The following is a 25,812-nucleotide window of genomic DNA, read 5'->3' as shown; positions in this document are numbered from 1 at the left end:
GGCCCCCACCTCCGGGCGCAGCGGCACGCCAGCCACCTTCGCGGCCCACGGGAGAGGTGGGCACGCGCCCGCTCCGCCGCGCCGGCGACGAATGCTCCCGGAGCGCGGCGTCGTGCGCGGCAGAGCGGCTGACGCGCACGACGCCGCGCCCGGGCGCTGCAGCGCGGCTGACGCGCACGACGCCGCGCCCGGGCGTGATCAGGGCGGTGACGGCAAGGGCTCGCCGACCATGAGCACCACCCAGGTGGCGGCCAGGAAGGGATACGGCGCCCCGCCGAGGCCTGGCATCGTCGACCGCGCGCGCCGCGCGCAGAGCGGGCAGCCCGCGCCGCCGCGCCGGCTGAACGTATGCCGGCGCGAGGACGGCGGCGGCGGCGCAGGACAGACCTGAACTTCATCGCCCTCCATCACCCCGCGCATCCCCCCCATCTCGCCCTGCAGCGGAAGCGCCTCCGTGCGCCCGGTCTCCTGCGACGCCCCGCGCAACCGCGGAGCACGACCGCCCTCGCGAAGCCAACGCTCGATGGCCCGACATGCAGCCGCTGGCTTAGGGCGATGCTGGACCATCGTAGGAATGTTCCTTCTGCCGAGCCGAAGACCAGCGACCCAGGCTCCGGATGTGACCCCGCACTGCGGGCGAGATTCATCCTAGCAGGATCCCCGGACCATGCATGGATGACATTCCGTATCTGCGTAGTGCTTCCCACCGCGACAGCCTCTTGTCTCGGCTGTCGTCATGATTGTCGCCTTCGTACGCCTCCGTCTGCTCAATCGATATCTCCGAGGCGCACGCGCAGCGCAGCGCGGCGAATGGCTGCGCAGCGCGGCAGCGCGTCCCGCCGCCGGCGCGCGATGGATCACAGACGTCCCCCGGCTCGCGGTCTCCCGCGGTCAGGCGAGGCGGATAGCGACAGGACACCCCGGAGAGGCACGAAGGCGACCCCCGATGGCGCGCGGCGCCCGCCGGATCGAGCGGAGACGACGCTCTCCGCCCATCATCAAGGATCGTTTGCGGGGCAGCTCGGGATGGAGACGACGTAGCTCAGGAGAATACCGACATGCGTCCTTCGGCGCCGGCGAGGCCCGGGGCCGGCGCGCGGGCGCCGGCGGCGCGGTGGACGCCAGGGACGCGAGGGAGGCAGGTCACTGCGGGATGGGGATCGGCGGCGGCTCGTCGTCGGGAACGATGCAGGACGACAGATCGAACAGCATGAAGAGCAGCGCCTTCTCCTGAGCGCTCAGCTCCTCCGTGGAGCACCCCTCCGGGAAGGGCGGGCCCGTGAGGTCCGCCGCAGAGACATGGATGTCCGTGAACACGAGACGCCCGCACTGCTGATCTTCCGGGACGTCGACGGGCGTGTTGAATGTGAAGTACTGGACCCCGGCCGGCTCGGGCTCGTTGTAATAGATCCACCGGGTCGAGATGTCCTCGGTCACGTCGCTCACCGTATGCTGCGCGCCGTTGATCACGATCTCGCCGGGCACGTCCGACGCGCCGACATTGACGAGCCACTCCGCGAGGGCTTGCCCCTTCGGGAGCGTGGTGTCCACGAGCGCCGTGAGAGGGCTCTCCGGGTCCGTGACGTCGTTGTCCCAGACCGCCGTGTCCGGGAACGGCGCCGGCCCCTTCTTCAACCAGACGTTGTGCCAGTGGGACGCGAACACGCGCCCGCCGAGCGAGGTATAGTCCAACATGGCCTGGCGCGCGGGGCCGGGTTTGTCCTCCTGGTGCGGATCGCCCTCGCAGGCGAGGATCACCATGTCGTACTGGCGCAGGGCCTCGACGGTCCCCCAGAGGCTCGTGGCCGAGGTGAACTCCACGCCTTGATTCAGGCCATCCGCATAGCGCGTCGTCACCTCGTGATCGACGTCCCCGCGGCCGGCGAACAGGTTGATCCGCCCGGTCCCGGTCTCCGGCGTGAACTCGCTCTCATCGATCCCGAGTTTGTGCAGCAAGCACTCGAGCGGATCAGCGCCGCCCGTCGTGAGCGCGATCTTCGGGATGTGCCCCTCCGATTGGTTGCGCGGCAACCGGATGATCCCGGCGTCCGTCGCGGTGTCCTCGCATCGCTCGACCACGGGGAGCGTCATCTCGCGGCGCCATTTGCCCACCTGGACGACCAGCGGGATGTTCTCGCCGACCGGTACGTCCTCCAGGACGAACTTTCCTTCCGTATCGGTCAGCGCCGTCACGAGGGGTGAGCCGGAGAGCGTCGCGCTGCACTGATCGCAGGTCGCGCCGTCGGGGATGGGATCGAGCGGCGCATTCGGGACGTAGACGATCACGTTGTAGAGCGGCAGTTTGCCCGAGGGGTCGTACACGGTGCCGCTCACCGTCGTCTTCGCCCCGTTCTCGCACTCGACCTGCTGGCATTCGAGGCCCTCGCAGTCGCCTTCGCCTTGGCCTCCGACGCCGCCCCCGCTGGCGATCGCCGGGAAGCCGCCGAAGCCACCGCCAATTCCACTCCCACCGCCAGGCCCCGCGCCGCCGGATGCGATCGGCGCCGTGCCCCCGGTATCTCCGCAGGAGCAGCCAGCCATGACGCCCGGTGCTACAGCGATCGCAGCCATCAAGACTCCCGCCTTGCCCGACCAAGTCACCATTTCGAGCCTCCCGGCGACGCGAGCAAAGGTGCTCTGCTGCCGCCCAGTCTCTATCGTATGCCAGACCGTAGAAATCGGGAAGTATGTCCAGCAAAGAGCAGGAATGGAGCGATGGGTTATTAGGGCGAGCCCTGATACCTCTGACTACCGCGTCCGCGAAGGACATGCGTGTCGCGCGGTCGGACGGCCCGGACAGCGGATCTCCGTGCGTCCGACATGGTGCGTGACGCAATGACAAGAAGGATTGACGGATCGATGATTCGTGACGAGCGCGTTGCTCTCTGAAGCCGCACGCCGCGCGCGCCGCGAGCGAGGTCCCGCGACGAGCGCCGCTCGCGCCTCCGGCTCGCCTGAGCCCGCTTCGGGCCGGTCCGGCGGATTATTGCGGATCGACGCGGGTCAGCCCGAACCAGAGCACGGCGTGCCACCGCTCGTGCCACTTCAGCAGCATCGGCCCGATCGCGAGCCCGGCCTCCACGGTCCGCAGCTCGTCCTTGACCGCGCTCACCGGCCAGGGATTGCCGAACGCCTTCTCGCCATACGTCAGCGCGAGCGTCGGCTTGCCGTCGAGCTCCGAAGGGATCAGCTGCGCCTTGAAGCGACAGATCCGGCTCCCGAAGACCACGTTCCTGCCGGAGTTGCCGCCATGGTCGAACTCGTTCCCTTTCCAGGGCATCCAGCGCGACGCGAGCGCCGTGATCAGCGGGCGCGTCGCCAGGTGGATCTCGGCCGTCGGCTGCAGGGCGAGCAGGCGCCCTCGCGGCAGATCGCCGAGCTCCGCCGGGTCCGCCGGCTTCCCTGCCTCGTAGAACTGCCTCAGCGTACCCGGGTGCGCGCCGACGAGGCTATCGAGGGAGGTCGTCCCCGTGACATGACGGTGCCCGACGGACGGGCGTGCGCTCTGCTCGCTCTGGATGGTCATCGGAACGCTGGCATTCCACCGCGTCCGACAAGGGTCAACGGCAACCGTCAGCGCTCGTCTTCGCCCGGTTCCCTCGGTTCCCTCGGTTCCCCCGGTTCCCTCGGTTCCCTCGGTTCCCCCGGTTCCCTCGGTTCCCTCGGTTCCCCCGCGGTCGCCTCTCGCGCCTCGGTCGCCGCGCCGCCCGCGACGATGGCCTCGTACGCCCGGCGTACGCGCTCGGTGATCGCGCCGTAGCGCGCGAGCAGCTCGCGCGCGGCCTCGGCCGCGGTGCGGCCCCGGATGCCCGTCCGGCGCGCGAGGGTCGGGACCCCGGGCGCGTCCTCCTCGAGGAGCTGCGACGCGTCCGCGTGCACGATGCGGATCCGCTGCTCCAGCTTGCGCAGGAACGCGTGGCCGTCCCGGAACGTCTCGGCGTGCGCGGCCGAGAGGTGTCCGGCCGCGGCGAGCGCGTCGATCGCCGCGAGCGTCTCGGTGGTCCTGACGCGCGGATCGGCGCCGTGCCGGATCTGCAGGAGCTGCACCGCGAACTCGATGTCCGCGAGGCCGCCCCGCCCGAGCTTGAAGTCGCGGCGGCCGCGGCGCTCGTGCGAGAGCTCGCGCTCCATGCGCAGCCGGAGCCGGTGGATCTCGTCGGCGATCCGATCGAAGTCGTCCGCTTGGAGGTACGCGGCCTCGTGCGCGATGGCGATCGCCTCCGCCCCGAGCTCGGGATCGCCGGCCGACGCGCGCGCCCGGATCAGCGCGAGCCGCTCCCAGATCGCCGCGCGCATGTGCCGCGCGCCGGGCGACGACTCCGGCTCCGCGGGCGCCGGGGCAGCCGCGTCGGCGCGGCGGATGCCGTGGTAGCGAGCGAACGAGTCGGCGGACGTGACGAGCAGCCCCTGGCTGCCCGACGGGCGCAGGCGCGTGTCGAGCTCGTAGCCTGAGCCCGCCGCGTGCGACATGGAGATGAGCCGGATGATCTGCCGCGCGCGCCGCGCGTAGTACGTGCCGGGGTCGGACGCGGCCCCCTGCTCGCCGGGCGGCGCGCACGCCGGGTCGAACAGGAAGAAGACGTCCAGATCCGAGCCGTAGCCGATCTCGCGTCCGCCGAGCTTGCCCATCGCGATCACGGCGAGCCCTCGCACGGGCTCGCCCGGCGGCGTCCCCAGCGCGAAGCGCGTCGCGGCCTCGAGCGACGCGTCGGCCAGATCCGAGAGCGCGAGCGTCGCCTCGCGCGTGCCGACCTCGCCGCTCAGGTCGGCGAGGCCGACCTCGATGGTGACGCGCGCCTTGGCGCGCCGGAGCGCCCCGATGAGCGCCTCCTCCGGATCCTCGTCCGGCGACGCCTCGCTGAGGCTGGCCTCGATCGTGTGTCGGATCAGCTCGGCGCTCGGCGCGCCGCGCGCGAACAGGACGGCGTCGACGAGCTCGGGGTACCTCACCATGGCGTCGCCGATGAACGCGCTCGATCCGAGCGCCTCGACGAGCCTGCGGAGCGCGCGCGGCTCGTCGCCGAGCATGCGCGCGTAGACGGAGGAGTGCCTGATGCGGGAGAAGCACAGCCGGAGAAAGCGCGCGGCCTGCTCCGGATCGGCGGCGTCGACCACCGCGGCGAGCAGCGTCTCCGCGAGGGAGGAGGACCCCTCGCGGCTGCGCGCCCCGAGAAGGCCGTCCGGGTGGCGGGACAGCTCGAAGAGATCGTCGGCGACGTCGCGGAAGCGCGCCGTCAGCGAGGCGTGCGGCTCCGGCGGCGCGGCGAGCTCGGGCGCGCCGCCGGCGGCGGCCGCCGGCTCGCCGCCGAGGACGAGCACGGCGTGCTTCGCCAGCGCCTCGGCGAACACGTCGCGATCGCCGTGGTCGAGGGCGGCCATCGCGTCGATCCACCGCGACGGCCGGGCGCTCCCCTTCGGCAGGAGCGACAGGAGCCGGGCCTTGATGCGCCCCCGGCGCTGCGCGGTGTCGGCCAGGAACGCCGCGGCGTCCTCGAAGCGCAGCGTCCGCGCGAGGCGCGCGATCTCCGCCTCGCTGTCGGGGAGGAGGTGCGTCTGCACGCCGGTCGCGGACTGCACCGCGTGCTCCGCGCGCCGGAGCGCGAGGTAGCCCTCCACGAGCTCCCGCCCCTCCCGGTCGGTCACGTACCCGAGGGTGCGCAGGCGCCGCAGGCCGTCGAGCATGCCCTGCGCGCGCGCGCGGGGCTCGCGCCCGCCCCAGATGAGCTGCAGGGCTTGCACGAAGAACTCCGCCTCGCGGATCCCTCCCGGGCCGAGCTTCAGGTCGCGCGACGCGTCGTGCGGGAGCTCCGCGCGAGCGCGATCGACGAGCTCGATCATGTCGACGGCGAGGTGCGGGTCGACCTGGCGCCGCCACACGAACGGGCCGAGCACCCCGAGCGCCTCGGCGCCGAAGTCGAGATCGCCGGCGATCTCGCGGGCGCGGAGCAGCGCGGCGCGCTCCCAGAGGCGGCCGAACGACTCGTAGTAGCGCTCGGCTGCGGCCAGGGAGTTGACGAGCGGGCCGCTCCGGCCCTCGGGGCGGAGCCGGAGATCCACGCGCCAGACGAAGCCGTCCTCCGTGACCTCCTCGAGCGTCGACGTGAGGCGGCGCGCGACGCGGGCCCAGAAGTCGTGCAGGGTGACCGAGACGGCGCGGTCGCCGGGCAGGCCCACGTGCCCGTCGTCCGTGTCGTAGAGGTAGATCAGATCCACGTCGGAGCCCGCGTTGAGCTCGTCGCCGCCGAGCTTCCCCATCCCGAGCACGACGAACTTCGAGCGCGCGCCCGTCGCGGTGCGCGGCTCGCCGAACCGCGCGGTCACGGCGGAGACGGCCTCGGCGAGCGCGACCTCGATCGTGGCCTCGGCGAGCGCGGTGAGCTCGCGCGCGGTGACGTCGATGTCCGCGCCGCCCGCCGACGGCGGGAGCAGCTCGCGCAGCGCGACGCGGATCCGCTCCTCGCGCGCCACGCGCCGGAGCTCCCGCCGGACGCGGTCCGTGTCCGAGACGTCGCCGACGCGGCTCCGGATCCGCGCCAGGTACGTGGCGCGATCGCGCGCCGTCTGGTGGCCCTCCGCCGCGAGCCGCTCCACGATGTCCGGATTCGCCTCGATGATCGCGCCGATCGCGGGGTAGGCGGCCGTCAGGAGCGCCGCGATGGCGAAGGCCATCGTCCCGGGACGAAGCCGGGACGACAGCCGCTCCGCGCGATCCTTCACGCGTTGCTCATCGATCGCGCTCGCGATCTCCAGGAGCCTCGAGACCTGTTGCATGGCGGGAGGCTAGCAAGACCGTGGGGGCGTGAACGGCGGTTCCGCAGGGCCCGACCGCCGGTTTATCGCCACCTTGCCCCACCTCGCGCCTTGGCGGCGTCGCTCTCCGATCCTATGCTCGCCGGGTGCGATTGCTCTGCGTCTCGGATATTCACGGCCACGCCGACGCGCTCGCGGCGGTCCTGGCCACGGCCGAGCGCCGAGGGTACACCCAGCTCCTGGTCGCCGGGGATCTCTGCTTTCCCGGCCCGAAGCCGCTCGAGACGTGGCGCCGGCTCACCCAGGCCAAGGCGGTTTGCGTACAGGGCGTATCGGATCGCGCCCTGGCGACGCTGGACCTCGACAAGGTCAGGGCGCGGAGCGAGCACGAGCGAGCGCGGCTCGATCGCCTGTCCCAGACGCGCACCGAGCTCGGCGAGCTGATCCTGGCGCGGCTGGCGCGGCTCGCCCCGACGTACCGCCTGCCGCTCGAGGACGGCGGCGAGCTCGTCCTGGTCCACGGCTCCCCGGCGGATCCGCTCGAGCCGATCTCTCACGACATGACCGATGAGGAGGTGCTCTCCCTGCTCGGCGACGATCCGGCGGATGTCGTGATCTGTGGTGGCTCCCACGTCCCGTTCGATCGGATGGTGGGCGGCGTGCGCATCATCAACGTCGGCTCGGTGGGCGAAGCGCCGTGCTCGCTGCGGGGCGACGTGCGGGGCACCGTCGATCACGTGCGTGTCGGTGCGCGCGCGCCTGGCGACCTTGTGCGGAGCGGTACCGTCTCCGCCTATGGCGCGGGGCACGCCGACGCGACGTTCATCGAGCTCCGAGCGGGCGAGCTCTGGGTCGAGCAGCTCGTGGTGCCGCTCGGCAGGGCTGCGTGAGCGCGCATGTGCGCGGGAGCGCTCCGTCGGGAGCGCGCGCAAGTGAAGGGAGACGCTCGAGCGGCGCGAGACGCGCGGCGCTCCGTCACGCACCCTACCCGACAGGGAACATCGCCTGTGCCATGCCCTCCCGCTTGAACCTATTTCAAGGATTTAGGATCATCCTCAGGGAGCATGGGCAGCTACCTCCCCGACGATGACTTCGAGGCTACGCGGGTGGCCAACGTTGGGGAACTCCACAAGGAGCTCCCGGCGCGCTCGCCGAAGGACCGCGCCTACCTCATCGTGCTCGCTGGCTCGAACGTCGGCGAGATGTACCGGGTCGAGGGCGCCGAGATCGTGATCGGCCGGGCATCCGGGGCGACCATCCGGCTGAACGACGACGGCATCTCGCGGCGCCACGCGCGCCTCCTCCAGATGGACAGCCAGGTGCTGATCGAGGATCTCAACAGCTCGAACGGGACGATGGTGAACGGCGAGCACATCACGCGCGTCGCCCTGCACGACGGCGACAAGATCCGCCTGGGCTCGACGACCATCCTCAAGTTCACCTACCACGATCACCTGGATGAGTCGTTTCAGCAGCAGATGTACGACGCCGCGCTGCGCGACGCCCTCACCAAGGCCTTCAACAAGAAGTATTTCCTGGATCGGCTCGAGACCGAGGTCTCCTATGCGCGGCGGCACGGCGCGCAGCTGTCGCTGCTCATGTTCGACGTCGATCATTTCAAGAGGATCAACGACACCTTCGGGCACCTCGCCGGCGACTACGTGCTTGCGAGGATCGCCAAGATCGCGAGCCACACGGTGCGGACCGAGGACGTGTTCGCGCGCTACGGCGGTGAAGAGTTCGGCATCCTGTGCCGCGGCGTGGGGCTCGAGAACGCAGGCATCCTCGGCGAGCGGCTGCGCCTCCTCATCGAGGGGTCGGTCTTCGAGCACGAGGGCGTTCGCATGCCGACGACGATCAGCGTCGGCGTCGCGGCGCACCCCGACCTCGCGGTGCAGAACGGCACGGACCTCATCGCGGCGGCCGATGAGGCGCTCTACGAGGCGAAGCGCACCGGCCGCAACCGCGTGCTCCTGAAGTTCGGCCCGAAGCCGTAGAGCGGGGCGCGGGTTCATCGCAGCGCCGCCCCGCACGGCCCCGGCCGTGGTAGGCCGCCGCGCCGCCCGAGCGGCCGGCGAATGGAAGCGTGCGCCCGCAGGACGCAGGCGACAGGGCGCGGCCGGTGGCGCGCGCCTCAGTCGATCTTGAGGAGCTCCTTGACCTTGGCGATGACCTGCGGGGCCTGGATCGGCTTCGTGATGTACGCGTTCGCGCCGAGCTGCAACGCGCGCTGGCGATCCTCCTGAGACCCCTCGGTGGTGATGATGATGATCGGGGTGTCCTTGTGGACCGGATCCGTGCGCACGCGCTTGACGAGCTTGAGCCCGTCCATGATCGGCATGTTGATGTCGGTGATGATCACGTCGTACTTGGTCGAGGCGAGCTTGCGGAGACCGTCGACGCCATCGTCTGCCTCGGTGACGCGGAGGTTCTTCACGCGCGCCAACGCGAAGACCAAGAGCTGCCGCATCATGGGCGAGTCTTCAACGATCAGACACGAGTACTCGGCCATGATCAGTCCTCCAGGTCCAGGAATGCCTGGACGCCAGGCACCTTCCGGCCGGCGTCGGTGAAGAGCCGCGCGTTGATGAGGGCGGGGGCGGCCTGGGCCCCGAGGAGCTTGAAGAGCTCGGTGTCCACGTTCACGAACTCCGTCTTTTGCGGGAGCGTGCTGAAGATCGCGATGACACCCACGGTGCGCCCGTTGAAGTCGAGCGGGATCACTGCAGCGGGATCCTCGATGCTCCCCTTGGAGACGTCCTTGGTCTCGTCGAAGAAGATTTCCCCCTTCGAGAATGCCTGGCCGACGACGCCTTCGGTCACCGGCACGCGCGCGATCTCCTCGACCGCGACGCCTTCGCTTGCGATCGAGACGAGCTCTTTACCATCGGGAGACGCCAGGTACACGGAGAAGGCGCCCGCCCCGAGGAACTGCGCCAGGAGCTCCTTGAGGTTGCGGAGGACATGGCGCACGTTGCGCGCCGCGTGCAGCTGCGACAGCGCGACGTACAGGTTCGCGAGGTTCGCGAGCTCTCCCTCCGCCTCCGAGTAGCGGCTGTTGAAGCGGTCCGAGGCCGCCACCATCCGCACCGACTGCGTCACGAGGTCGCGTTTCTCCTGCTCGAGCTCCTCGATCTTGCGGAGCAGATCGCGGATGGCCGAGTCGCTCGCGAGGTGCGCGCGGAGCTTGCCGTTCTCCGACTCGAGCTCGGAGATCTTGTCACGAAGGCGCTCGTTCTCGCGGAGGAGCTCCTCGGTCAGCTGCGCCCCCTTGCGGAAGAACTGCTGAATGAAGGCATCGCGCTCCTTCTTCAGGTCCTCGGGGGGACGATCGCTCGGACGCCCTTTTTTCTCCGTCATTTTATCCCGGGGTTCTCCAGAGCTTCGGACCGTATCATGCGGGGCTGACCGGACGGAAGCGTCGAGCGCGGGCCAGAGGCATGCCCGGCGCCCCCGCCAAGGACAGCGACCGCTGGGCGCCTTGCCGTCCCCGCCGACAACGTCGGTTCGGCCCCGCCGGCCCTACCCCGGGGACCGGACCCCGCCGTCTCGTCCCCCCTACCCCCGTTACCGCCACCGCCACGACTACGCCCTCTCCGCCTGCTTCATCTGCTTCATCTGCTTCATCTGCTTCAGCAACCGGGTCCACCTGCGCAGCTCCCGTCCGAGCAGCACGGGCGCCTTCTGGAGTGACGCGACGTCGCGCGCGCCGACGAGCAGCATGACCGCCCGGAGCTCGGCCTCGACGCTCTCGAGGTACCGCACCGCTGCGTCCCGCCCCCCCGAGACGAACGCCTGGAGGACCGGACGCGCGATCCCGGCCGCATGCGCGCCGAGCGCGAGCGCTCGAGCGACGTCAAGGCCGCTCGTGATGCCCCCGGTCGCGATGATCGTCTTGAAACGAGGACGGATAGCGCGGGCGATGAGCACCGAGGCGGCCGTGGGTACCCCCCACTCGCGCAGCGCCTCACCGAGAGAGCGGGCCGCCCCCTCGGCGCGGGCCGCCTCGACGGCGACCCAGGAGGTGCCTCCAGAGCCGGAGACGTCCAGGTCGCGGACGCCCGCCCGGGCCAGGCGGTACGCCGTCCCCGGGCCGATCCCGCAGCCGGTCTCCTTCGCGACGACCGGCACGCTGAGGCCGCTCGCGAGCCGGCCCACCGCATCCAGCGCGCCGGCGAAGTCCCGGTCGCCGCCCGGCTGGACCAGCTCCATCGCGGGGTTCATGTGGACGCAGAGCGCGTCGGCGCCGACCTGGGCCACGAGCTCGGCGACCGCCTCCGTCGACAGCGATCGCGCCTGCACGGCGCCGATGTTCCCGAGGAGGAGGGTGGTCGGAGCATGCGCGCGGACCTCGTAGGAGGCGGAGGCGTCGCCGTTCAGCATCGCCCGCTGGCTCCCGAGCCCGAAGCCGTACCCGCGCTCCTCGGCGATCTGCGAGAGCTCCCGGTTGATCGCATGCGCGCGCTCCGTCCCGCCGGTCATCGCCGCGATCAGGAGCGGGACGCGGAGCCGCTTCCCGAGCAGCAGCACCGAGGTGTCGATCGCGTCGAGGGAGAGCTCCGGCAACGCGTCGTGGATCAGCTCGACCTGCTCCAGCAGCGTGGTCTTGGCGCGGAACCCGACATCGCCGGTCGCGCAGAGCTCGATGTGATCCGCTTTCCTCTCGGAGATGCCCTTCGCCTCTTCCGTCATGGGGGCACAACTTTACGCGGTCGCCGACCGCCGTCGAAAGGGAAGTGGCATGGACAAAAAAACGCCAAAATTCGCGTCCCCGAGCCAGGCGCTGCCGCCCGGTCCGCCTTCCGCTGCCGCTACCCGGGAACTACCGCGCGACCGCCGCGCAGCGGTGGCATACAGTAGCTGTATGGACCTCCCGGACGAACCGCAGATCCGCTGGATCCTTCGTACGACCGCGACGCTCCTCCAGCACGGCGCGGAGCCGGTGCGCGGGCTGGTGCAGCCGACGGCCGAGTTCTTCCCGGACGCGTTCGACGGCTCGCCGAAGACGGTGGCCGCCCTGATGCTGCGGGTCCAGGAGCACGCCGGGCTCCAGGATGTCCCGGTGGAGCTCGCGGTGGTCACCCCCGAGGGGCAGGCCAGCACGGTGAGCTGCTCGAGCGGCGCATGCGGCGGGATGGCGCTGGAGTCGAAGCTGGAGCGCGTCGCCCCGCGCGGCGACGGCGGGTACCGGGTCGCGCTCTCCGCGGGCGAGCTCCGCAACCCCACGGTGCTCACGACGGCGTTCGTGCGCGCCGTGGCGTACATGTTCCTGAGCGAGGCCGACGCCTTCGACGCGCTCGCGCCGTCGGACCGCGAGCCCGCGGTGGATCTCGCCGCCGTGCTGCTCGGCTTCGGCGTCCTCGCGACGAACGGCTCCTACCTGTACGCGAAGGGCTGCGGCGGCGTGCAGGTGCACTCGGCGACGAAGATGCCGGTCGACGAGCTCGCGCTCGCGCTCGCCGTCTACTGCCGGCTGCACGACGTGCCCGATCGGACCGCCGCGCGGCACCTCGACGTGACGCCGCGCGCCCACTTCGACGAGTCCGCCGTCTGGGCCAGCTCCAACGCCGGGCTCGTCCGGATGCTACGCGCCGCGCCGGACCGGATCGCCGCGGACGACTTCGCGATCGGCGAGTCGAGGAGCTGGCTGGCCCGCGCGCTCGGCCTCGGCAAGCGCCGGCCGGCGCGGACGGCGGACGATGAGCTGCGCGAGCTCGAGCGAGAGCTCGCGGCCGGCGCGGCGAAGCCGCGATCGCTGGACGAGGGCAAGGCCAAGAAGCTTGCCGAGATCCGTGCTCTCGTGGACGAGAGCCTGGGGAGCTGAATGAGCGTACGACTCTGGGACAAAGGGGGCGCGACCGACGCCCAAATGCTGCGTTACACCTCGCGCGACGACTGGCAGCTCGATCAGCGCCTGCTCGCGTACGACCTGCGGGCCACGATCGCGCACGTCCGCGGGCTCGCGCGGATCGGCGTGCTCAGCGAGGCGGAGCGGGACGCGCTCGTCCGCGAGCTCGAGGTGCTCGCGGCGCAGAACGAGGCCGGCGAGCTGCGGCTCACCGAGGACGACGAGGACGGCCACAGCGCGATCGAGGCCGCGCTGGTCGCCCGCATCGGCGACGCGGGCAAGAAGGTGCACACCGGCCGGAGCCGCAACGATCAGGTGCTCGTCGCCACGCGCCTGTACGAGCGCGACGCGCTGGACGAGCTCGCCGAGAACGCGACGGCCGGCGCCCGCGCGCTGCTCGATCTCGCCAGGCGTGAGGCGGAGACGCCGATGCCAGGCTACACGCACCTGCAGCGGGCGGTGCCGTCGTCCGTCGGCTACTGGGCCGCCTCGTTCGTCGAGGGGCTCACCGACGCGATCGACGTGGTGCGCGCGACGCGGGCGCTCGTCGATCGCTGCCCGCTCGGGGGCGCCGCCGGCTTCGGCGTGAACCTCCCGCTCGATCGCGTCGGCGTCGCGCGCGAGCTCGGGTTCGCCGGCGTGGCGCTGAACCCGCTCGCGTCCCAGACGTCGCGCGGCATCATCGAGGCGCAGATCCTCGCCGCCGCGTGGCAGGTGATGGCGGTGAGCCGCCGGCTCGCGTGGGATCTCAGCCTGTTCGCGATGAGCGAGCTCGCGTTCATCCGCCTCCCGGAGGCGTTCACGACCGGCTCGTCGATCATGCCTCAGAAGCGCAACCCCGACGTCGTCGAGCTCATGCGCGCGGCGTGCTCCGTCGTCCAGGGGGCGCTCGCCGAGGTGCAGTCCATCGTGGCGCTCCCGTCGGGCTACCACCGCGATCTCCAGCTCACGAAGGGCCCCACGATGCGCGGGCTCGACGAGGCGCTCGCGACGTCGCGCCTCTTGCCGCGGCTCGTCGAGGGGCTCGCGTTCGACCGGGAGCGCATGGCCCGCACGATCACGCCGGAGTGCTTCGCCACGGATCGCGCCGTCGAGCTCGCCGTGGAGGGCGTCCCCTTCCGCGAGGCCTACCGCAAGGTCGCGGCCGAGATCGCGGAGCTGCCGGCCGGCGACGCCGCGGCGAGCCTCCGCGCGCGCGTGTCGCTCGGGGCTCCGGGCAACCTCGCGCTGGACGACCTGGCCCGCAGGCTCGATCGCCACGCGCGCTAGCTCCGCCTGTCAGAGGTCCTGCCATGGGCGGGCGCGCGCCGCGCTGGCGCCGCCCGCCCGAAGGCCGTGTTCCCTGGCTTCGCGTGTCGGCGATCCCCGGCGGGATTCGTGACACGCGGAGCTAGCGCTGTCGCGTCAGCTCGCGGACGGCGCCCGGGTCCGCCACCAGCACGAGGGTCGCCATGTCGAGGAACAGCCCCGTGTCGACGACGCCGGGGATCTTGCGGATGCGCGCGTCGACCACTGCGGGCGCGTCCATCGGGCCGAACGCGGTGTCGAGGATCCAGTTGTGGTTGTCGGTCTGGAAGGGGTACCCGTCCGGGTTCTTGCGGATCGCCGGCTTGCCCCCGAGGGCGGTCAGGTGCCGCGTGGCCGTCGTGCTCGCGAAGGGCACCACCTCGACGGGGATGGGCGCGCGCGAGCCGAGCTTCTCGACGAGCTTCTCGGGCGTGACGAGGATGATGAACTGCGCGGCCTCGTAGGCGACCACGCGCTCGCGGAGGAGCGCGCCGCCGAGGCCCTTGATGAGGCCAAGGTCGGGCGACACCTCGTCGGCGCCGTCGACGGCGACGTGGAGGCGCTCGATCTCCTCGAGCGACACCATCGGGATGTTCTCGCGGCGGGCGAGCGCCTCCGAGCGCTCCGACGTGGCGACGCCCTTGATCTGGAGCCCTCGGCGGACGCGCTCCCCGAGGCGGCGGATGAAGGCCTCGGACGCCCGCCCGGTGCCGAGCCCGAGCAGCATCCCGCTGTCCACGCGCGCGAGCGCGGCGTTGGCGATTCGATCGAGGTCGGAGGGGTCCGGTCCCGCGGTGCTCATGCGCTGCTCATCGGCCATCGGGACCGTCAGCGCAACGGGATTTTGTCGAGCTGGTCGAGCGGCCCCGGGCAGAGCGGCCGGAGCCTGCAGCCCTTGCACTCGGCGCCGGTCCAGATCGCCTCGAACGTCGCCTGCATCTCGTCGAGCAGGAGGTCGTCGTCGGTGAGCACGCCCGCCTCGAAGTTCCGCCGCCCCTCGCCCTTCGCCCCGAGCCCGGCGCCGGTGAGGTTCGCGGAGCCGAGGTAGAGGAGCGCGCCGTCGACGGCGATCATCTTCAGGTGGACCCGCGGGCAGCGCCGCATCTCGATCGGCGGCCGGGGCCGCCGGCGGAGCTCGGCGCGGAAGGCGCGCGACGGGACGCCGGCGTGCAGCAGGCGCAGCTCGACCCCCCGGGCGGCGAGCGCGTCGAGCAGGTCGAGGAACGACATGTACCGGCCGCGCGCCCGCGCCCTCGATCCGATGGGCGCCTCCACGCGCAGCTCCTTCACGTTCGCCGTCGCGATCCACACAGAGACGCGCGCGTTCGCGACGGCGCCCATTACGAGCGTGTCGTAGTGCGCCCTGTCGCGGAGGAGCGTCAGCTCGACGCGCCGCTTCAGCAGCGATCGCGCCTTCGCCTCGGGCTCGGTCCTCGCGCGCGCCCGCGGTCGCGCCGGCCGAGCGCTCACGCCCGTTGACCGGCGCCGGAGGGCGCCTGCTCGAGCTCGAGGTGAGCGCTGAGCAGGGCCCGGACGTCCTCCGGCATCGGGACCGACACCAGCTGTACGAGGTCGGTGGTCACCACCGTGTGCCGTAGCTCCGCCGACAGCACGCCGTCGTGGGCGCGGTGCATACGGTACCGGAGCGTGGCGCTCCGCCGGCCGATGCGGACGATCGACGTCTCGATCCGGAGCGCCTGGCCGTAACGCACCGGCGCCGCGTAGTCGGCCTCGACCCGCACCGCCGGCAGCCCGATCCGCCGCTCGAGGATGAGCCCGGCGTAGCCTCCGTCGAGCGGCGCGAAGAACCGCTCCATCGCCTCGTGCGCGTAGTTGAGGAAGCGCGCGAAGAAGACGATGTTCGCGGCGTCGACGTCTTCGAACTTGATCGGGCGATCGAGGGAGACCATCGCGGCTAGGACAGGTCCTCGGCGAGCTTCTCCAGGGTCGCTCTCCCGAGCGGCGCCTTCACCGCGTAGCGCGGGTGCCCGACGACGAGCGATACCGTCGCCTTCCTCGCCTTGATCGCGGCCTGCGCCTCGGCCGGGAGATCCGCCTTGAGGTAGTGCACGGCCGTCGTGCGGCCCTCCATCGCCCCTTCGCGCTTGCCGAGCGCCCGCGTGGCGACGCCGTCGACCTCGATCGACACGGTGTCCTCGAGGCCCACCAGATCGATGAGCATCCGGTCGCGCAGCGCTCGATCGGGGATCTCGACGAAGAGCGTCAGGCTGAGCTGCCCTGCGCCCGGGATGAGATCGTTGTACGTCTCGATCTCGTGGAGGATGCCGCTCTCGCTCGTGATGCGCTCGGTGCGGAGCATCTCCTGGATCTGGAAGAGCACCGAGTCGCGGTTCTCGAACACCGCGGTCAGGTGGTCTCCGATCCGCACGCGGCGGGGCCGCTTCTCCTCGATGATGCGGCCGCGGAATCGCTCGCGGATCGCCTCGTATTCGCCGATCCCGAGCACCTCGTTGCGATCGATGGGACGCATGACGCTCCTCTCCTTGACGACGTCGGACCGAGACTCACGGCGTCGGGCCGAGCCCGTACGCGTGGGCGAGCGCCTCGACCGGGTGCAGCACCTTCGCGCCGTTCTCCTTGACCATCCTGAGACCCGCGAGGGTGCAGTCGCTGACGATGACGTCCGCGCCGCCGACGCCGCGCACGAGCTTCGACGCGTACTTGCGCCCGGTCTCGTAGTGGGCCGCCTTCATCCCCCACGTGCCGTCGACCGCCGAGCACTGCTCGATGACGCGCACCTCCGTGTCGGGGACGACGCCGAGCACCCTGGCGCCCGGGAAGCCGATCTTCTGCGCGCGCAGGTGGCACGCGGCGTGGTACGCGATCGTGCCGAGCCCCTTCTTGAACTCGCGGTTGAGCTTCTTCTCGCGGCCGAGCTGGACGAGGAACTCCATCATGTCGACCGTCGCGGCCGCGACCTCGCGCGCCTCCGCCGTCTGCAGGTACTCCGGCCACTCCTTCTTCATCGTGTAGCCGCACGTCGGGCCGATCACGACGATCTTCCTCCCCCGGCGCACGTGCGGGAGCAGGAGCGCGACGTTGTGCTTCACCTTCGCGGTGAAGGCCGCGAGATCGCCGCCGTCGAGGTTCGGCATCCCGCAGCACGTCAGCGCCCCCGCAGGGGTGTCTCGCGGATCGTCCGCCGAGGAGCAGCCAGGGACGTGCACCGCGTAGCCGTTGTGCTCGAGGACGCGGACCGCCGCCTCGGGGACCGCGGGCGTGTTGTATTCGCCGTAGCAGGTCGCGAAGAGCACCACGTCGCCTTGCTTGCCGGCGCCGGCCGCGGCGCCGTGCTCCGCGAACCAGGACGAGAACGGCTTGCGCGCCATCTCCGGGAGCGGGAACTCCGACGAGATCCCGGTCACCTTCTCCTGCACCTTGCGCAGCAGGCGGCTCGCCTGCACGAGGTTCGCGAGCGGCGCGACGGCGCCGGAGCCCAGCTCGCCGATCAGCTGCGGCTCGCCGAGGATCCTGTCCACCAGCGGGATGCCCTCCCGCTGGGCGCGCACCGCGCGCTCTCGCGCGAGCACGCGCGGGAAATCCAGGAGCTCGTACGCGTGCTCGTCGGCCGTGTACGGGCACTTGATGTAGCAGAGCTTGCACTGCCAGCACTCGTCGCCGACGGCCTTGAAGTCATCGTAGGTGAGGGCCTCGGCGCCTTCGGCGACGCCGGCCTCGATGTCCCTGTCGACGCGCGCGAAGAGCTCGGGGAACGAGCCGCAATACCCGACGCACATGCGGCACTCGTGACAGATCTGGAACGTCCGCCGCAGCTCGGCCTCGAGATCGCGGGGCTCGAGGTATCGCTCGTCGTTCGGCGATGTCGCCGGTGGACGGTCTGGTGCACGCCGGATGACGCTCACTGGTCGGCTCCTCTCAACATCGTCAACGTGGGATACGGCGCGAAGGGGCGGCTCGCCGCGCGGCCCGGCGCCGGACGGCCGTCGGGGCCGCGATGGCGCGCGCGCCCCGGGTCGAGTCGCCGTCGGTCCGGCGCGCCCCGGAGCGCTCGCGCACTCGCGTCGGTCGATCTCAGAAATCGAGCGACTGCAGCGCCTTCGTGAAGCGCCCGGCGTGAGACTTCTCGGCCTTCGCGAGCGTCTCGAACCACTCCGCGATGTCGTCGAAGCCCTCGTCGCGGGCCTCCTTCGCGAAGCCCGGGTACATCGTCTCGTACTCGTGGGTCTCGCCGGCGACGGCGGCCTTCAGGTTCTTCTCCGTGCTGCCGATCGGCAAGCCGGTCGCCGGATCGCCCGCCTGCTTGAGGTAGTCGAGGTGGCCGTGCGCGTGGCCGGTCTCGCCGTCCGCCGTGTCCTTGAAGAGACCGGCGACATCGGGGCGGCCTTCGACGTCGGCGACCTTTGCGAAGTACAGGTAGCGGCGGTTGGCCTGCGACTCCCCGGCGAACGCGTCCTTCAGGTTCTGGTGCGTCTTCGTGCCCGTCAGCTGCTTGGTTGTCATGGGTTCGCTCTCCTTCGGTTGAACGGCTGGGATGGTGAGTCCCTGGTACCCGCGTAGGTCGGCTCGGCGGCGCGGCGGATCCGCTAGACACGTCCAGGGCGCCGCGCGCCTCGAGCCCCTGGAGGGCGGAGCCGACTGCTCGCCGCGCTTCGCCCGGCGTCTCGCGTCTTGCCCCGCGCGCCTTCGCCACCCCGGGCGCCCTTCGCGCAGGCAGCGCAGAGCCCCCGGTAGATCCGCTCGACGGCGCGGACCTCGAAGCCGGGCGCGGCAGCGAGAGGCGCGGGGACGATCTCGTCCGGGCGCTCGGCGGATGGGCCCACCGGCTCGCACGGCACATCGCGGACGAGGCCGCAGCGATCGCAGACCGCGTGATGATGCGCCCCCATGTTCGGATCGAAGCGCGAGGCGCCCGGCGACAGCGACAGCGCGACGCACAGCCCCGCGGACGCCAGCGCGTCGAGCGTGTTGTAGACGGTGGCGAAGCTCATGGTCGGCAGCGCCGGCAGGAGCCGCTCGAACAGCTCCTGCGCCGTCGGATGCGTCGGGTCCGCCGCGAGCTCGCGCACGATCGCCAGGCGCTGCGGCGTCAGCTTGAGCCCCGACGCCCGCACGCACGCCAGCATGGAGGCGATCCGCGTATCGTCCTCGACCACGCTGCGCTCGAAGCCGCCCGCGCGACCCCGGACACCGCGGGGCGCGGCCCCCTTTGCCACAGCTGTCCGCGAGGTGGCCACGGCGAGATGTGTACTTAGAAACATTCTCAGGTGCAAGTCCTAATAATTGCCGACGGACAGCCGGAGAAATCCGCGCTCTGGTACGGATTTTGGCGAATTTTAGCGAGCTAGACGAGCTGGACGAGCTGGGCGAACCAGACGAGCCTGGCGAATCGACCCGGACGGCGCGCATGCGACGTCATGCTCCGCGGCCGCCGGGAGGTCTTGCGAGGCTAGAAGGCCTCTGCCATAGTGCGCGCCCCGCGATGCCGGCCCCCCGCCGGCTTGCATTCTGCCCGCCAACTGGGCCAGTTTTTTCCCAGCAGAGGACGCTTCGAGACATGCCGACCGACGCCATTCAGTGCAAACCGCTCGAGGTCGCCGTGGGCGACAAGGGTATCGAGCGCGCCATCAAACATCTCAAGAGGAAGATGGCCGCCGAGGGGATCCTCCGCGAGCTGAAGCGCCGCCGGCACTACATGAAGCCGTCCGTGAAGCGACGGAAGAAGGCCTCGGAGGCCGCTCGTCGCCGCCGGAAGCGGTCGAAGATGGACATGGTCGCCTAGAGCGACCGCCCCTCGCACGAGAGCAGCCGGCCAAGACGCAGAAGACGCACACGGACGCTTGATTCGAGCGTCCGGGGCGTGCTCTGCGTCTTGTCATTTTGTTCGTCCAGCGGTTGCCCCGGCAGCGTGATGCAGCCGCGGCTGCGCGCCTGAGCGGCGCGGAGGCGGCGCCCGCACCGCGTCCAGCCTGGTGAGGTCCCGATGCGCGCCGTGGTGCTCACGACGTCCTATCCGGTCAGCGACGAGGATCCCTCCGGCCATTTCGTGCGGTCGTCGGCGGAGGCGCTCGCGCGCAGCGGCGCCGAGGTCCACGTGATCGCCGCCGGGGGCTCGATCCTCGAGCCACCTTCGCGGGACGGCCGGCTCGTCGTCCATCGGGCAGGCGGGGGCGCGCTGTTCGCGTGGCCCGGCGCCGTGGCGCGCGCGCGCGAGTCGCCGCTCCGGCTGCTCTCCGCGGCGCCGTTCGCGGCCGGCGTGCTCGAGCGGCTCCGTGAGATCGGGCCGGTCGATCGCGCGGTGGCGCACTGGATCATCCCGTGCGCGTGGCCGCTCCTGCGCGCGCTTCCGCGCGCGCCGCTCGAGGTGCACGCGCACGGCGCCGACGTCCGGCTCCTGCTCCGCGCGCCGCGCGCGGCGCGCGCCGCGGTGGTGAGCGCGCTCCTCCGGCGCGACGCGCGCTTCGTCTTCGCGGCGCGCGCGCTGCGCGACGCGCTCGCAGGCTCGCTCGATCCGGAGCAGGCTCGCGCGCTGGACCTCGCCTCGCGCGTCGAGCCCCCCGTGTTCGATCTGCCGCCGGTGGCCCGGCGCGCTGCCGCGCTCCGTCGCGAGATCTTGAAGGGCCCCGGCGAGCGCCTCGCCGTCGTCGCGTGCCGGCTGATCCCGACGAAGCGGGTCGAGCTCGCGATCGAGGCGGTGCGCTCCGCGGGACCCGGGCTGCGCCTCGTCGTCGTCGGAGACGGTCCAGAGCGCGGCGCGCTCGAGCGCCTCGCGAGCCGCGGCGGCCTCGACGCAGGGGGCTCACGCGGCGCGGGCAGCGCGGACGTCACGGCGACGAGCGAGGGCAGCGCGGCGGTGCGCTTCACGGGCACGCTCCCGCGGAGGGAGGCGCTCGCATGGATCGGCGCCGCCGACGTCCTGCTGCACCCTTCATCGCACGAGGCCGCTCCCACGGTGATCCGAGAGGCGCGCGCGCTCGGCGTGCCCGTCATCGCCTGCGACGCGGGCGACGTGGTCGCATGGGCCAGGAGCGACGGCGGGATCCTCGTCGCGGACAGCACGGCGCAGAGCCTCGCGGCCGCGCTCCGCGGCATCTGACCGCGCCGCTCGGATCGCGCGCCCGCGACGTCGCGCGGAGAGCCCCGGCGTTTTCGTCGGAGGATCCGCGCCCCGCGCCCGGCTGCATCCAGCGCCAAACGCCCCGTCGGGAGCGAGTCTGCGATCCTCGATGCGATGCCCTTGCAATTCCCAAGGCTTCGACTACGGTGCGCCCTCGCTCCGCAGCGAAACGAAGCGGCGGAGTGGCTCGGGGCGTAGCGCAGCCTGGTTAGCGCACTTGACTGGGGGTCAAGGGGTCGGTGGTTCGAATCCACTCGCCCCGACTGGTCCGGCGGAGAGGTTCTCCGGCGGACCTTTCGGCTTTGTAGAGCTTCAGCTTCTTTCGACCGTGGACGCGCCGGACAGCGACCGCGCGGCGGCATCATCGAGCTCCGGTGTCGTCCTGGTCAGCCGGCTCCCGGCGTTCGCCGCGTCATCCGGCGAGCGAGGGCGGTGAGACAGGCGTGACGGGCCGATCGGCCTCGCCGGCGAGCTCGTCCTCGATGGCGATCATGGCGGCCATCACCAGGTGTTCGGTGAAGGGGAAGCCGACCACCTGCACCCCGACGGGCAGGCCAGCGCTCTTCGCATCGACCTCGGCGGCCCGCTTCTCCAGCCGGTCGCGCGGCCGCTCGCGGCGCGCCTCCTCGGGCCGCACGCGGGTCACGGGGACGACGCCGGCCGGGAACTGCGTGAGGTTCCACAGCATTGCGGCGCTGCCCGCGAGGACGAAGTCGCGCGACGCGGCGTGCGGCAGGGCCGGCGTGGCGTAGGGCGGGCAGAGCAGCAGGTCGAGCGCTTCGGCGCGCATCGCCGACGCGATCGCGGCGCGCGCCTCGCGCAGGGCGTGCGTGGTGCGCCAGAACTCCGAGACCGACTTCGGCCCGGTGACCTCGAGGAGACGCTGGAGCCGCCGCTCGCCCGCGAGGCCAGCGACGCGCGCGGCGGCGCGGCGCGCGAGCGGCGGGAGCGAGGCCATCGTGCGGAGCGCGCGGAGCGAGACGTCGATGGCCGTCCCCGCGCGGCCGTCCTCGCCGGCGTCGAGGAGCGACAGCGCCGTCGCGCCGCCGTCCGCCGAGAGCGCCGCGAAATACGCATAGACCGCGTCGGGGATCCCGGGCGGCGTGAACGGCACGACCGTCGCGCCCCGCGCGCGCAGGGCCGACGCCGCCTTCGCGACGGCGCGGGCGACGGCGGTCGAGGGAGGCACCAGCCCGTCGTCGCAGTAGAACCCGACGCGCAGGCGCGCCACCTCGACGCTCGCCGGCTCGACGATCGGGAGCGGCGGCACGCGCACGTCGAGCTCCGCCATCGACGCGGGATCGAGCTCGGACATGACGAGCGCGAGGTCGCGGGCGCTCCTGGCCATCGGTCCGATCTGCGCGCGGATCGCCTCCTGTCCGAGGAGCGCCGTGTTGCTCCCCTGGTTGGTCCAGCGATCGAGCGTGGGCTTGAGGCCGACGATGCCGCAGCAGTGCGCGGGGACGCGGATGCTGCCGCCGATGTCCGTGCCGATCCCGAGCGGCGACATCCCCGCCGCGATGGCGGCCGCCTCGCCGCCGGACGAGCCGCCCGAGCTGTGATCGAGGCTCCACGGGTTCGCCGTCTGCCCGAAGAGCGGGTTGCGCGCCTCGTTGTACAGGAGCAGCTGCGAGACGTTCGTGCGCCCGAGGATCACGGCCCCCGCGCGCCGGAGCAGCGCGGTCACCGTCGCGTCGCTGGTCGCCCGATGCCCCCTGCGGGACGCGACGCCGAGCGTGGAGGCCATGCCGGCCATGTCGAGCGACTCCTTCACGGTGATCGGGAGCCCGTGGAGCGGGCCGCGGACGTCCCCGCGACGGCGCTCCTCGTCGAGGCCGCGGGCGGCCGCGAGCGCCTCGTCGCGGAGCACCTGGGTGAAGGCGCGGAGCCGCGGCTCGAGCGCGTCGATGCGCGCCAGGTGCGCCCGCGTGAGCTCCTCGGAGCTGATCTCGCGCGCCGAAAGGAGCGCGGCGAGCGCGGTCGCTGAAAGATGGGTCGGATCGGTCGATGCGCTCACGGCGATTCGACGAGTATCACAGGTCCGCGCGCGCCAAGGATTGCTAGGCTCCGCTGCCGCGCGCCCATCGCGCGGAGAGCGCCGAAGCCATGCAGCCGCTGCCGATCGATCCGATCCTCCCCGATCTCTGCGCCGCCCTGCGCGCGCGCCCGAGCGTGGTGCTCGAGGCCCCGCCCGGGGCGGGCAAGACGACGCGCGTGCCGCGCGCGCTGCTCGACGCGGGCTTCGCGGAGCGCGGCGAGATCCTGGTGCTCGAGCCGCGGCGGCTCGCGGCGCGCCTGTCCGCGCGGCGCGTGGCCGAAGAGCTCGGCGAGCGCGTGGGCGAGACCGTGGGCTACACGATGCGCTTCGAGGAGGCGTCCAGCCAGGCCACGCGCGTCCGCTTCGTGACCGAGGGCGTGCTGACGCGGCGGCTCCTCGTCGATCGCGAGCTCCGCGGCGTGAGCGTCGTGGTGCTCGACGAGTTCCACGAGCGGCACCTCGCCGGCGACGTCGCGCTCGCGCTGCTCCGGCGCCTGCAGCGCGGCGCGCGGCCCGATCTCCGCCTCGTGGTGATGTCCGCGACGCTCGACGCCGGGCCGATCGCGGCGTTCCTCGGCGGGCCGGAGGCGCAGCCCGCTCCGGCGGCCGAGGCCGGACGCGGCCACGACACCACAGCGGCGGGAGCCTCGGTGGCGCCGACCCTACGCGCCGAGGGGCGGATGTTCGACGTCGCGATCGAGTACCTGCCGAGCGCCCGGGTGAGCGCGTCGACCCACGCCGCGGGCGACCGCCGCGCCCCGGCGCACTGGGGCGACAGGACGCTCGAGAGCCTGGTCGCGTCGTCGGTGCGGCAGCTCATCGAGGAGGGGCTCGACGGTGACGTGCTGGTGTTCCTGCCCGGCTCCGCGGAGATCAGGCGGGCGATGGACGCGTGCGCACCCATCGCGAAGAGCGAGGATCTGCTGCTCCTGCCGCTCCACGGCTCGCTGTCCGCGGCGGAGCAGGACCGCGCGGTGCGCCCCGCGGATCGGCGAAAGATCATCCTCTCGACCAACGTGGCCGAGACCTCCGTGACCATCGACGGCGTCGTCGCGGTCGTCGACAGCGGCCTCGCGCGCGTGGCCGCGCACGCGCCGTGGTCGGGGTTGCCGACGCTCCGCGTCGCGCCCATCGCCCGCGCCTCCGCGGCGCAGCGCGCGGGGCGCGCCGGGCGGACGCGGCCCGGCCGCTGCCTCCGGCTCTACACGCGCGGGGATCTCGCCTCGCGGCCGGAGCACGAGGCGCCCGAGATCCGCCGGCTCGACCTCGCGGAGACGGTGCTCGAGCTCTGCGCCGCCGGGGTCACGGATCTCGAGGCGTTCGGGTGGCTGGAGGCGCCGCCCGCCGCCGGGCTCGCCGCGGCCGAGGCGCTGCTCGTGCGGCTCGGCGCGCTCGACGAGGGGCGGCGCGTGACGCCGACCGGACGGCGGATGCTGCGCTTCCCGGCGCACCCGCGCCAGGCGCGGATGATCGTCGAGGCCGAGCGGCGCGGCGTCGCCGGCGACGGGTGCACCCTCGCGGCGCTCGTCGCGGAGCGCGACCTCGGCGCGCCGCCGGGCGGGCGGGCGCCCCATGGTCGGAGGAGCGACGCGCGGCACAGCTCCGACCTGCTCGCCGCGCTCCAGGCCTTCGAGGAGGCGGATCGCGCGCGGTTCGCGGCGGACCGCCTGCGGTGGCTGGGCGTGGACCCGGCGCGCGCGCTCACCGTGGAGCGGACGCGCAAGCAGCTCTCGCGGCTCGCCGATCACCGCAGCGCCGCGCCGCCGGAGACCGTCGAGGCGCGCGAGGTCGCCCAGCGCATCGCGATCCTCTCCGGATACCCCGACCGGGTCGGGCGCCTCCGACGGCCGACCAGCGCGACGGGTCGGACCGGACGGGAGGTCGTGCTCGCCGCCGGCGGGACGGCCGCGCTCTCCGAGGCGAGCGTCATCGACGACGTCGATCTCGTGGTCGCAGTCGACATCGAGGAGCGCAGCGAGGGGCGCTCGGCGCGCACGGTCGTCCGGGCGGCGAGCGAGATCGAGGCCGACTGGCTGCTCGACCTCTTCACGGACGCGATCCGGGACACGACGGAGGCGACGTGGAACGCCGCCGCGGAGCGCGTCGAGGTCGTTCGCCGGCTGTCGTACGACGCCCTCGTGCTCGACGAGGCGCGGCCGGCCGCGGGCGCGGCCGGTCCGCTGTCGGAAGCGGCGGCGCGGGAGCTCGCGGCGCAGGCGAGGGCGAAGGGGTGGCGGGCGTTCGTGAAGGGCGACGCCCTCGATGGCTGGCTCCTGCGGGTCGCGTTCGTGCGCGCGCACTGCCCCGACGCAGCGTTACCGGACGTGGGCGAGGACGCGGTGCTCGCCACGCTCGAGGCGCTCTGCGACGGGCGCAGGAGCTTCGCCGAGCTCCGCGACGCCGATCTCTCGAGCGCCGTGCAGGCCTCGCTGGGCCCCGCGAAGGCGCGAGCGCTCGCCGAGCTCGCCCCCGAGTCGATCGTCCTGCCCGGCGGCCGGCGGGCGCGCCTCGAGTACACGGCGGGCGCGGCGCCGTCGCTCGCGTCCCGGCTGCAGGACTTCTTCGGCATGGCGGAGGGGCCGCGCGTCGCCGGCGGCCGGGTGCCTGTCGTGCTGCACCTGTGCGCGCCGAACCAGCGCCCCGTGCAGGTCACGACCGATCTGTCGGGGTTCTGGGCGCGCCACTATCCCGCCATCGCGAAGGAGCTCCGCCGCCGCTACCCGAAGCACGCGTGGCCGGACGACCCCGCCCGCGCCGCGCCGCCCTCGCGCGCGCCGCTCCGCAAGGCTTGAG

At 72.4% G+C, this 25,812-nt stretch carries 22 protein-coding genes and 1 tRNA gene; 9 read left to right on the top strand and 14 right to left on the bottom strand.

Annotation, left to right across the window (positions count from 1 at the left end; all coding sequences use genetic code 11):
• The first annotated feature begins 229 nt into the window (after positions 1-229).
• Positions 230-391, top strand: coding sequence for a hypothetical protein (locus WMF27_RS08925; RefSeq protein ID WP_437769342.1), 162 nt, complete (start codon positions 230-232; stop codon positions 389-391).
• 752 nt (positions 392-1,143) lie between these two features.
• On the opposite strand, the gene WMF27_RS08920 is transcribed toward WMF27_RS08925, so the two are convergent.
• The 3 genes from WMF27_RS08920 to glnE all read right to left on the bottom strand — a co-directional run bounded on the left by WMF27_RS08920 (position 1,144) and on the right by glnE (position 6,771).
• Complete coding sequence (locus tag WMF27_RS08920; protein WP_437769343.1) at positions 1,144-2,541, bottom strand: carboxypeptidase-like regulatory domain-containing protein; 1,398 nt, start codon at positions 2,539-2,541, stop codon at positions 1,144-1,146.
• 442 nt (positions 2,542-2,983) lie between these two features.
• The gene (locus WMF27_RS08915) at positions 2,984-3,526 is read right to left on the bottom strand and encodes a hypothetical protein (protein WP_437769344.1); all 543 of its coding nucleotides are present in this window, start codon (positions 3,524-3,526) and stop codon (positions 2,984-2,986) included.
• Between the two features lie 47 nt (positions 3,527-3,573).
• Complete coding sequence (gene glnE, locus WMF27_RS08910) at positions 3,574-6,771, bottom strand: bifunctional [glutamate--ammonia ligase]-adenylyl-L-tyrosine phosphorylase/[glutamate--ammonia-ligase] adenylyltransferase (protein ID WP_437769345.1); 3,198 nt, start codon at positions 6,769-6,771, stop codon at positions 3,574-3,576.
• A gap of 125 nt (positions 6,772-6,896) precedes the next feature.
• Between glnE and WMF27_RS08905 the strand changes: the two genes are divergently transcribed.
• Positions 6,897-7,640: a metallophosphoesterase family protein gene (locus WMF27_RS08905; protein WP_437769346.1), complete on the top strand. Its 744-nt coding sequence runs from the start codon at positions 6,897-6,899 to the stop codon at positions 7,638-7,640.
• A gap of 174 nt (positions 7,641-7,814) precedes the next feature.
• Complete coding sequence (locus tag WMF27_RS08900) at positions 7,815-8,747, top strand: diguanylate cyclase (RefSeq protein WP_437769347.1); 933 nt, start codon at positions 7,815-7,817, stop codon at positions 8,745-8,747.
• Between the two features lie 137 nt (positions 8,748-8,884).
• Here the strand turns inward: WMF27_RS08900 and WMF27_RS08895 are convergent, their stop codons facing one another.
• From WMF27_RS08895 to fni, 3 genes are all read right to left on the bottom strand, one after another.
• The gene (locus WMF27_RS08895) at positions 8,885-9,262 is read right to left on the bottom strand and encodes a response regulator (RefSeq protein ID WP_012234398.1); all 378 of its coding nucleotides are present in this window, start codon (positions 9,260-9,262) and stop codon (positions 8,885-8,887) included.
• A gap of 2 nt (positions 9,263-9,264) precedes the next feature.
• The gene (locus WMF27_RS08890) at positions 9,265-10,110 is read right to left on the bottom strand and encodes a GAF domain-containing protein (protein ID WP_437769348.1); all 846 of its coding nucleotides are present in this window, start codon (positions 10,108-10,110) and stop codon (positions 9,265-9,267) included.
• A 225-nt stretch (positions 10,111-10,335) separates the two neighbouring features.
• On the bottom strand, positions 10,336-11,442 hold the full coding sequence (gene fni, locus WMF27_RS08885; protein ID WP_437769349.1) for a type 2 isopentenyl-diphosphate Delta-isomerase: 1,107 nt from the start codon (positions 11,440-11,442) through the stop codon (positions 10,336-10,338).
• 172 nt (positions 11,443-11,614) lie between these two features.
• Here fni and WMF27_RS08880 point away from each other — a divergent pair, with 172 nt between their 5' ends.
• Both WMF27_RS08880 and argH read left to right on the top strand, forming a co-directional pair.
• The gene (locus WMF27_RS08880; RefSeq protein WP_437769350.1) at positions 11,615-12,574 is read left to right on the top strand and encodes a hypothetical protein; all 960 of its coding nucleotides are present in this window, start codon (positions 11,615-11,617) and stop codon (positions 12,572-12,574) included.
• Positions 12,575-13,867 (top strand): argininosuccinate lyase, encoded by a 1,293-nt coding sequence (gene argH, locus WMF27_RS08875; RefSeq protein WP_437769351.1) that lies wholly within the window; start codon positions 12,575-12,577, stop codon positions 13,865-13,867.
• Positions 13,868-13,988: 121 nt separating this feature from the next.
• Here the strand turns inward: argH and rpiA are convergent, their stop codons facing one another.
• The 7 genes from rpiA to WMF27_RS08840 form a co-directional block, all read right to left on the bottom strand.
• Positions 13,989-14,687, bottom strand: a complete 699-nt coding sequence (gene rpiA, locus WMF27_RS08870; RefSeq protein WP_437769352.1) for a ribose-5-phosphate isomerase RpiA — start codon at positions 14,685-14,687, stop codon at positions 13,989-13,991.
• A gap of 26 nt (positions 14,688-14,713) precedes the next feature.
• Positions 14,714-15,355 (bottom strand): phospholipase D family protein, encoded by a 642-nt coding sequence (locus WMF27_RS08865; protein ID WP_437769353.1) that lies wholly within the window; start codon positions 15,353-15,355, stop codon positions 14,714-14,716.
• Positions 15,352-15,795 carry an acyl-CoA thioesterase gene (locus tag WMF27_RS08860; RefSeq protein ID WP_437769354.1) on the bottom strand — a complete coding sequence of 148 codons (444 nt, stop codon included), beginning with the start codon at positions 15,793-15,795 and terminating at the stop codon, positions 15,352-15,354. Before WMF27_RS08860 ends, WMF27_RS08865 begins: the two co-directional genes overlap by 4 nt.
• 5 nt (positions 15,796-15,800) lie before the next feature.
• Positions 15,801-16,376: a DUF3501 family protein gene (locus tag WMF27_RS08855; protein WP_437769355.1), complete on the bottom strand. Its 576-nt coding sequence runs from the start codon at positions 16,374-16,376 to the stop codon at positions 15,801-15,803.
• Between the two features lie 34 nt (positions 16,377-16,410).
• Positions 16,411-17,769 carry a hypothetical protein gene (locus WMF27_RS08850; RefSeq protein WP_437769356.1) on the bottom strand — a complete coding sequence of 453 codons (1,359 nt, stop codon included), beginning with the start codon at positions 17,767-17,769 and terminating at the stop codon, positions 16,411-16,413.
• 169 nt (positions 17,770-17,938) lie between these two features.
• Positions 17,939-18,367 (bottom strand): rubrerythrin family protein, encoded by a 429-nt coding sequence (locus WMF27_RS08845; RefSeq protein WP_437591927.1) that lies wholly within the window; start codon positions 18,365-18,367, stop codon positions 17,939-17,941.
• Positions 18,368-18,450: 83 nt separating this feature from the next.
• A complete protein-coding gene (locus WMF27_RS08840; protein WP_437769357.1) occupies positions 18,451-19,020 on the bottom strand; it encodes a Fur family transcriptional regulator in 570 nt (189 codons plus the stop codon).
• A 401-nt stretch (positions 19,021-19,421) separates the two neighbouring features.
• On the opposite strand from WMF27_RS08840, the gene rpsU reads away from it, so the two are divergent.
• From rpsU to WMF27_RS08825, 3 genes are all read left to right on the top strand, one after another.
• A complete protein-coding gene (gene rpsU / locus WMF27_RS08835; RefSeq protein ID WP_012234386.1) occupies positions 19,422-19,646 on the top strand; it encodes a 30S ribosomal protein S21 in 225 nt (74 codons plus the stop codon).
• Positions 19,647-19,847: 201 nt separating this feature from the next.
• A complete protein-coding gene (locus WMF27_RS08830; protein ID WP_437769358.1) occupies positions 19,848-20,960 on the top strand; it encodes a glycosyltransferase in 1,113 nt (370 codons plus the stop codon).
• A 209-nt stretch (positions 20,961-21,169) separates the two neighbouring features.
• Positions 21,170-21,244 (top strand) — tRNA-Pro (locus WMF27_RS08825).
• Between the two features lie 149 nt (positions 21,245-21,393).
• Here WMF27_RS08825 and WMF27_RS08820 read toward each other — a convergent pair.
• The gene (locus WMF27_RS08820; RefSeq protein ID WP_437769359.1) at positions 21,394-22,998 is read right to left on the bottom strand and encodes an amidase family protein; all 1,605 of its coding nucleotides are present in this window, start codon (positions 22,996-22,998) and stop codon (positions 21,394-21,396) included.
• Positions 22,999-23,087: 89 nt separating this feature from the next.
• Here WMF27_RS08820 and hrpB point away from each other — a divergent pair, with 89 nt between their 5' ends.
• A complete protein-coding gene (hrpB, locus tag WMF27_RS08815) occupies positions 23,088-25,811 on the top strand; it encodes an ATP-dependent helicase HrpB (protein WP_437769360.1) in 2,724 nt (907 codons plus the stop codon).
• Position 25,812: the final 1 nt, after the last annotated feature.

It is taken from the genome of Sorangium sp. So ce281 (assembly GCF_051527395.1).
GTDB lineage: Bacteria > Myxococcota_A > Polyangia > Polyangiales > Polyangiaceae > Sorangium > Sorangium cellulosum_B.
The sequence above is the reverse complement of the archived record's forward strand: the minus strand, read 5'-3'. Positions and strand labels throughout refer to the sequence as shown.

Coding starts and splice junctions, on each gene's coding strand:
- hrpB (WP_437769360.1), top strand. CDS start 23,088: ATGCAGCCGCTGCCGATCGATCCGATCCTCCCCGATCTCTGCGCCGCC.
- WMF27_RS08915 (WP_437769344.1), bottom strand. CDS start 3,526: ATGACCATCCAGAGCGAGCAGAGCGCACGCCCGTCCGTCGGGCACCGT.
- WMF27_RS08895 (WP_012234398.1), bottom strand. CDS start 9,262: ATGGCCGAGTACTCGTGTCTGATCGTTGAAGACTCGCCCATGATGCGG.
- WMF27_RS08830 (WP_437769358.1), top strand. CDS start 19,848: ATGCGCGCCGTGGTGCTCACGACGTCCTATCCGGTCAGCGACGAGGAT.
- argH (WP_437769351.1), top strand. CDS start 12,575: ATGAGCGTACGACTCTGGGACAAAGGGGGCGCGACCGACGCCCAAATG.
- WMF27_RS08920 (WP_437769343.1), bottom strand. CDS start 2,541: ATGGCTGGCTGCTCCTGCGGAGATACCGGGGGCACGGCGCCGATCGCA.
- fni (WP_437769349.1), bottom strand. CDS start 11,442: ATGACGGAAGAGGCGAAGGGCATCTCCGAGAGGAAAGCGGATCACATC.
- WMF27_RS08845 (WP_437591927.1), bottom strand. CDS start 18,367: ATGACAACCAAGCAGCTGACGGGCACGAAGACGCACCAGAACCTGAAG.
- WMF27_RS08880 (WP_437769350.1), top strand. CDS start 11,615: ATGGACCTCCCGGACGAACCGCAGATCCGCTGGATCCTTCGTACGACC.
- WMF27_RS08860 (WP_437769354.1), bottom strand. CDS start 15,795: ATGGTCTCCCTCGATCGCCCGATCAAGTTCGAAGACGTCGACGCCGCG.
- rpsU (WP_012234386.1), top strand. CDS start 19,422: ATGCCGACCGACGCCATTCAGTGCAAACCGCTCGAGGTCGCCGTGGGC.
- rpiA (WP_437769352.1), bottom strand. CDS start 14,687: ATGAGCACCGCGGGACCGGACCCCTCCGACCTCGATCGAATCGCCAAC.
- glnE (WP_437769345.1), bottom strand. CDS start 6,771: ATGCAACAGGTCTCGAGGCTCCTGGAGATCGCGAGCGCGATCGATGAG.
- WMF27_RS08925 (WP_437769342.1), top strand. CDS start 230: ATGAGCACCACCCAGGTGGCGGCCAGGAAGGGATACGGCGCCCCGCCG.
- WMF27_RS08890 (WP_437769348.1), bottom strand. CDS start 10,110: ATGACGGAGAAAAAAGGGCGTCCGAGCGATCGTCCCCCCGAGGACCTG.
- WMF27_RS08855 (WP_437769355.1), bottom strand. CDS start 16,376: ATGCGTCCCATCGATCGCAACGAGGTGCTCGGGATCGGCGAATACGAG.
- WMF27_RS08900 (WP_437769347.1), top strand. CDS start 7,815: ATGGGCAGCTACCTCCCCGACGATGACTTCGAGGCTACGCGGGTGGCC.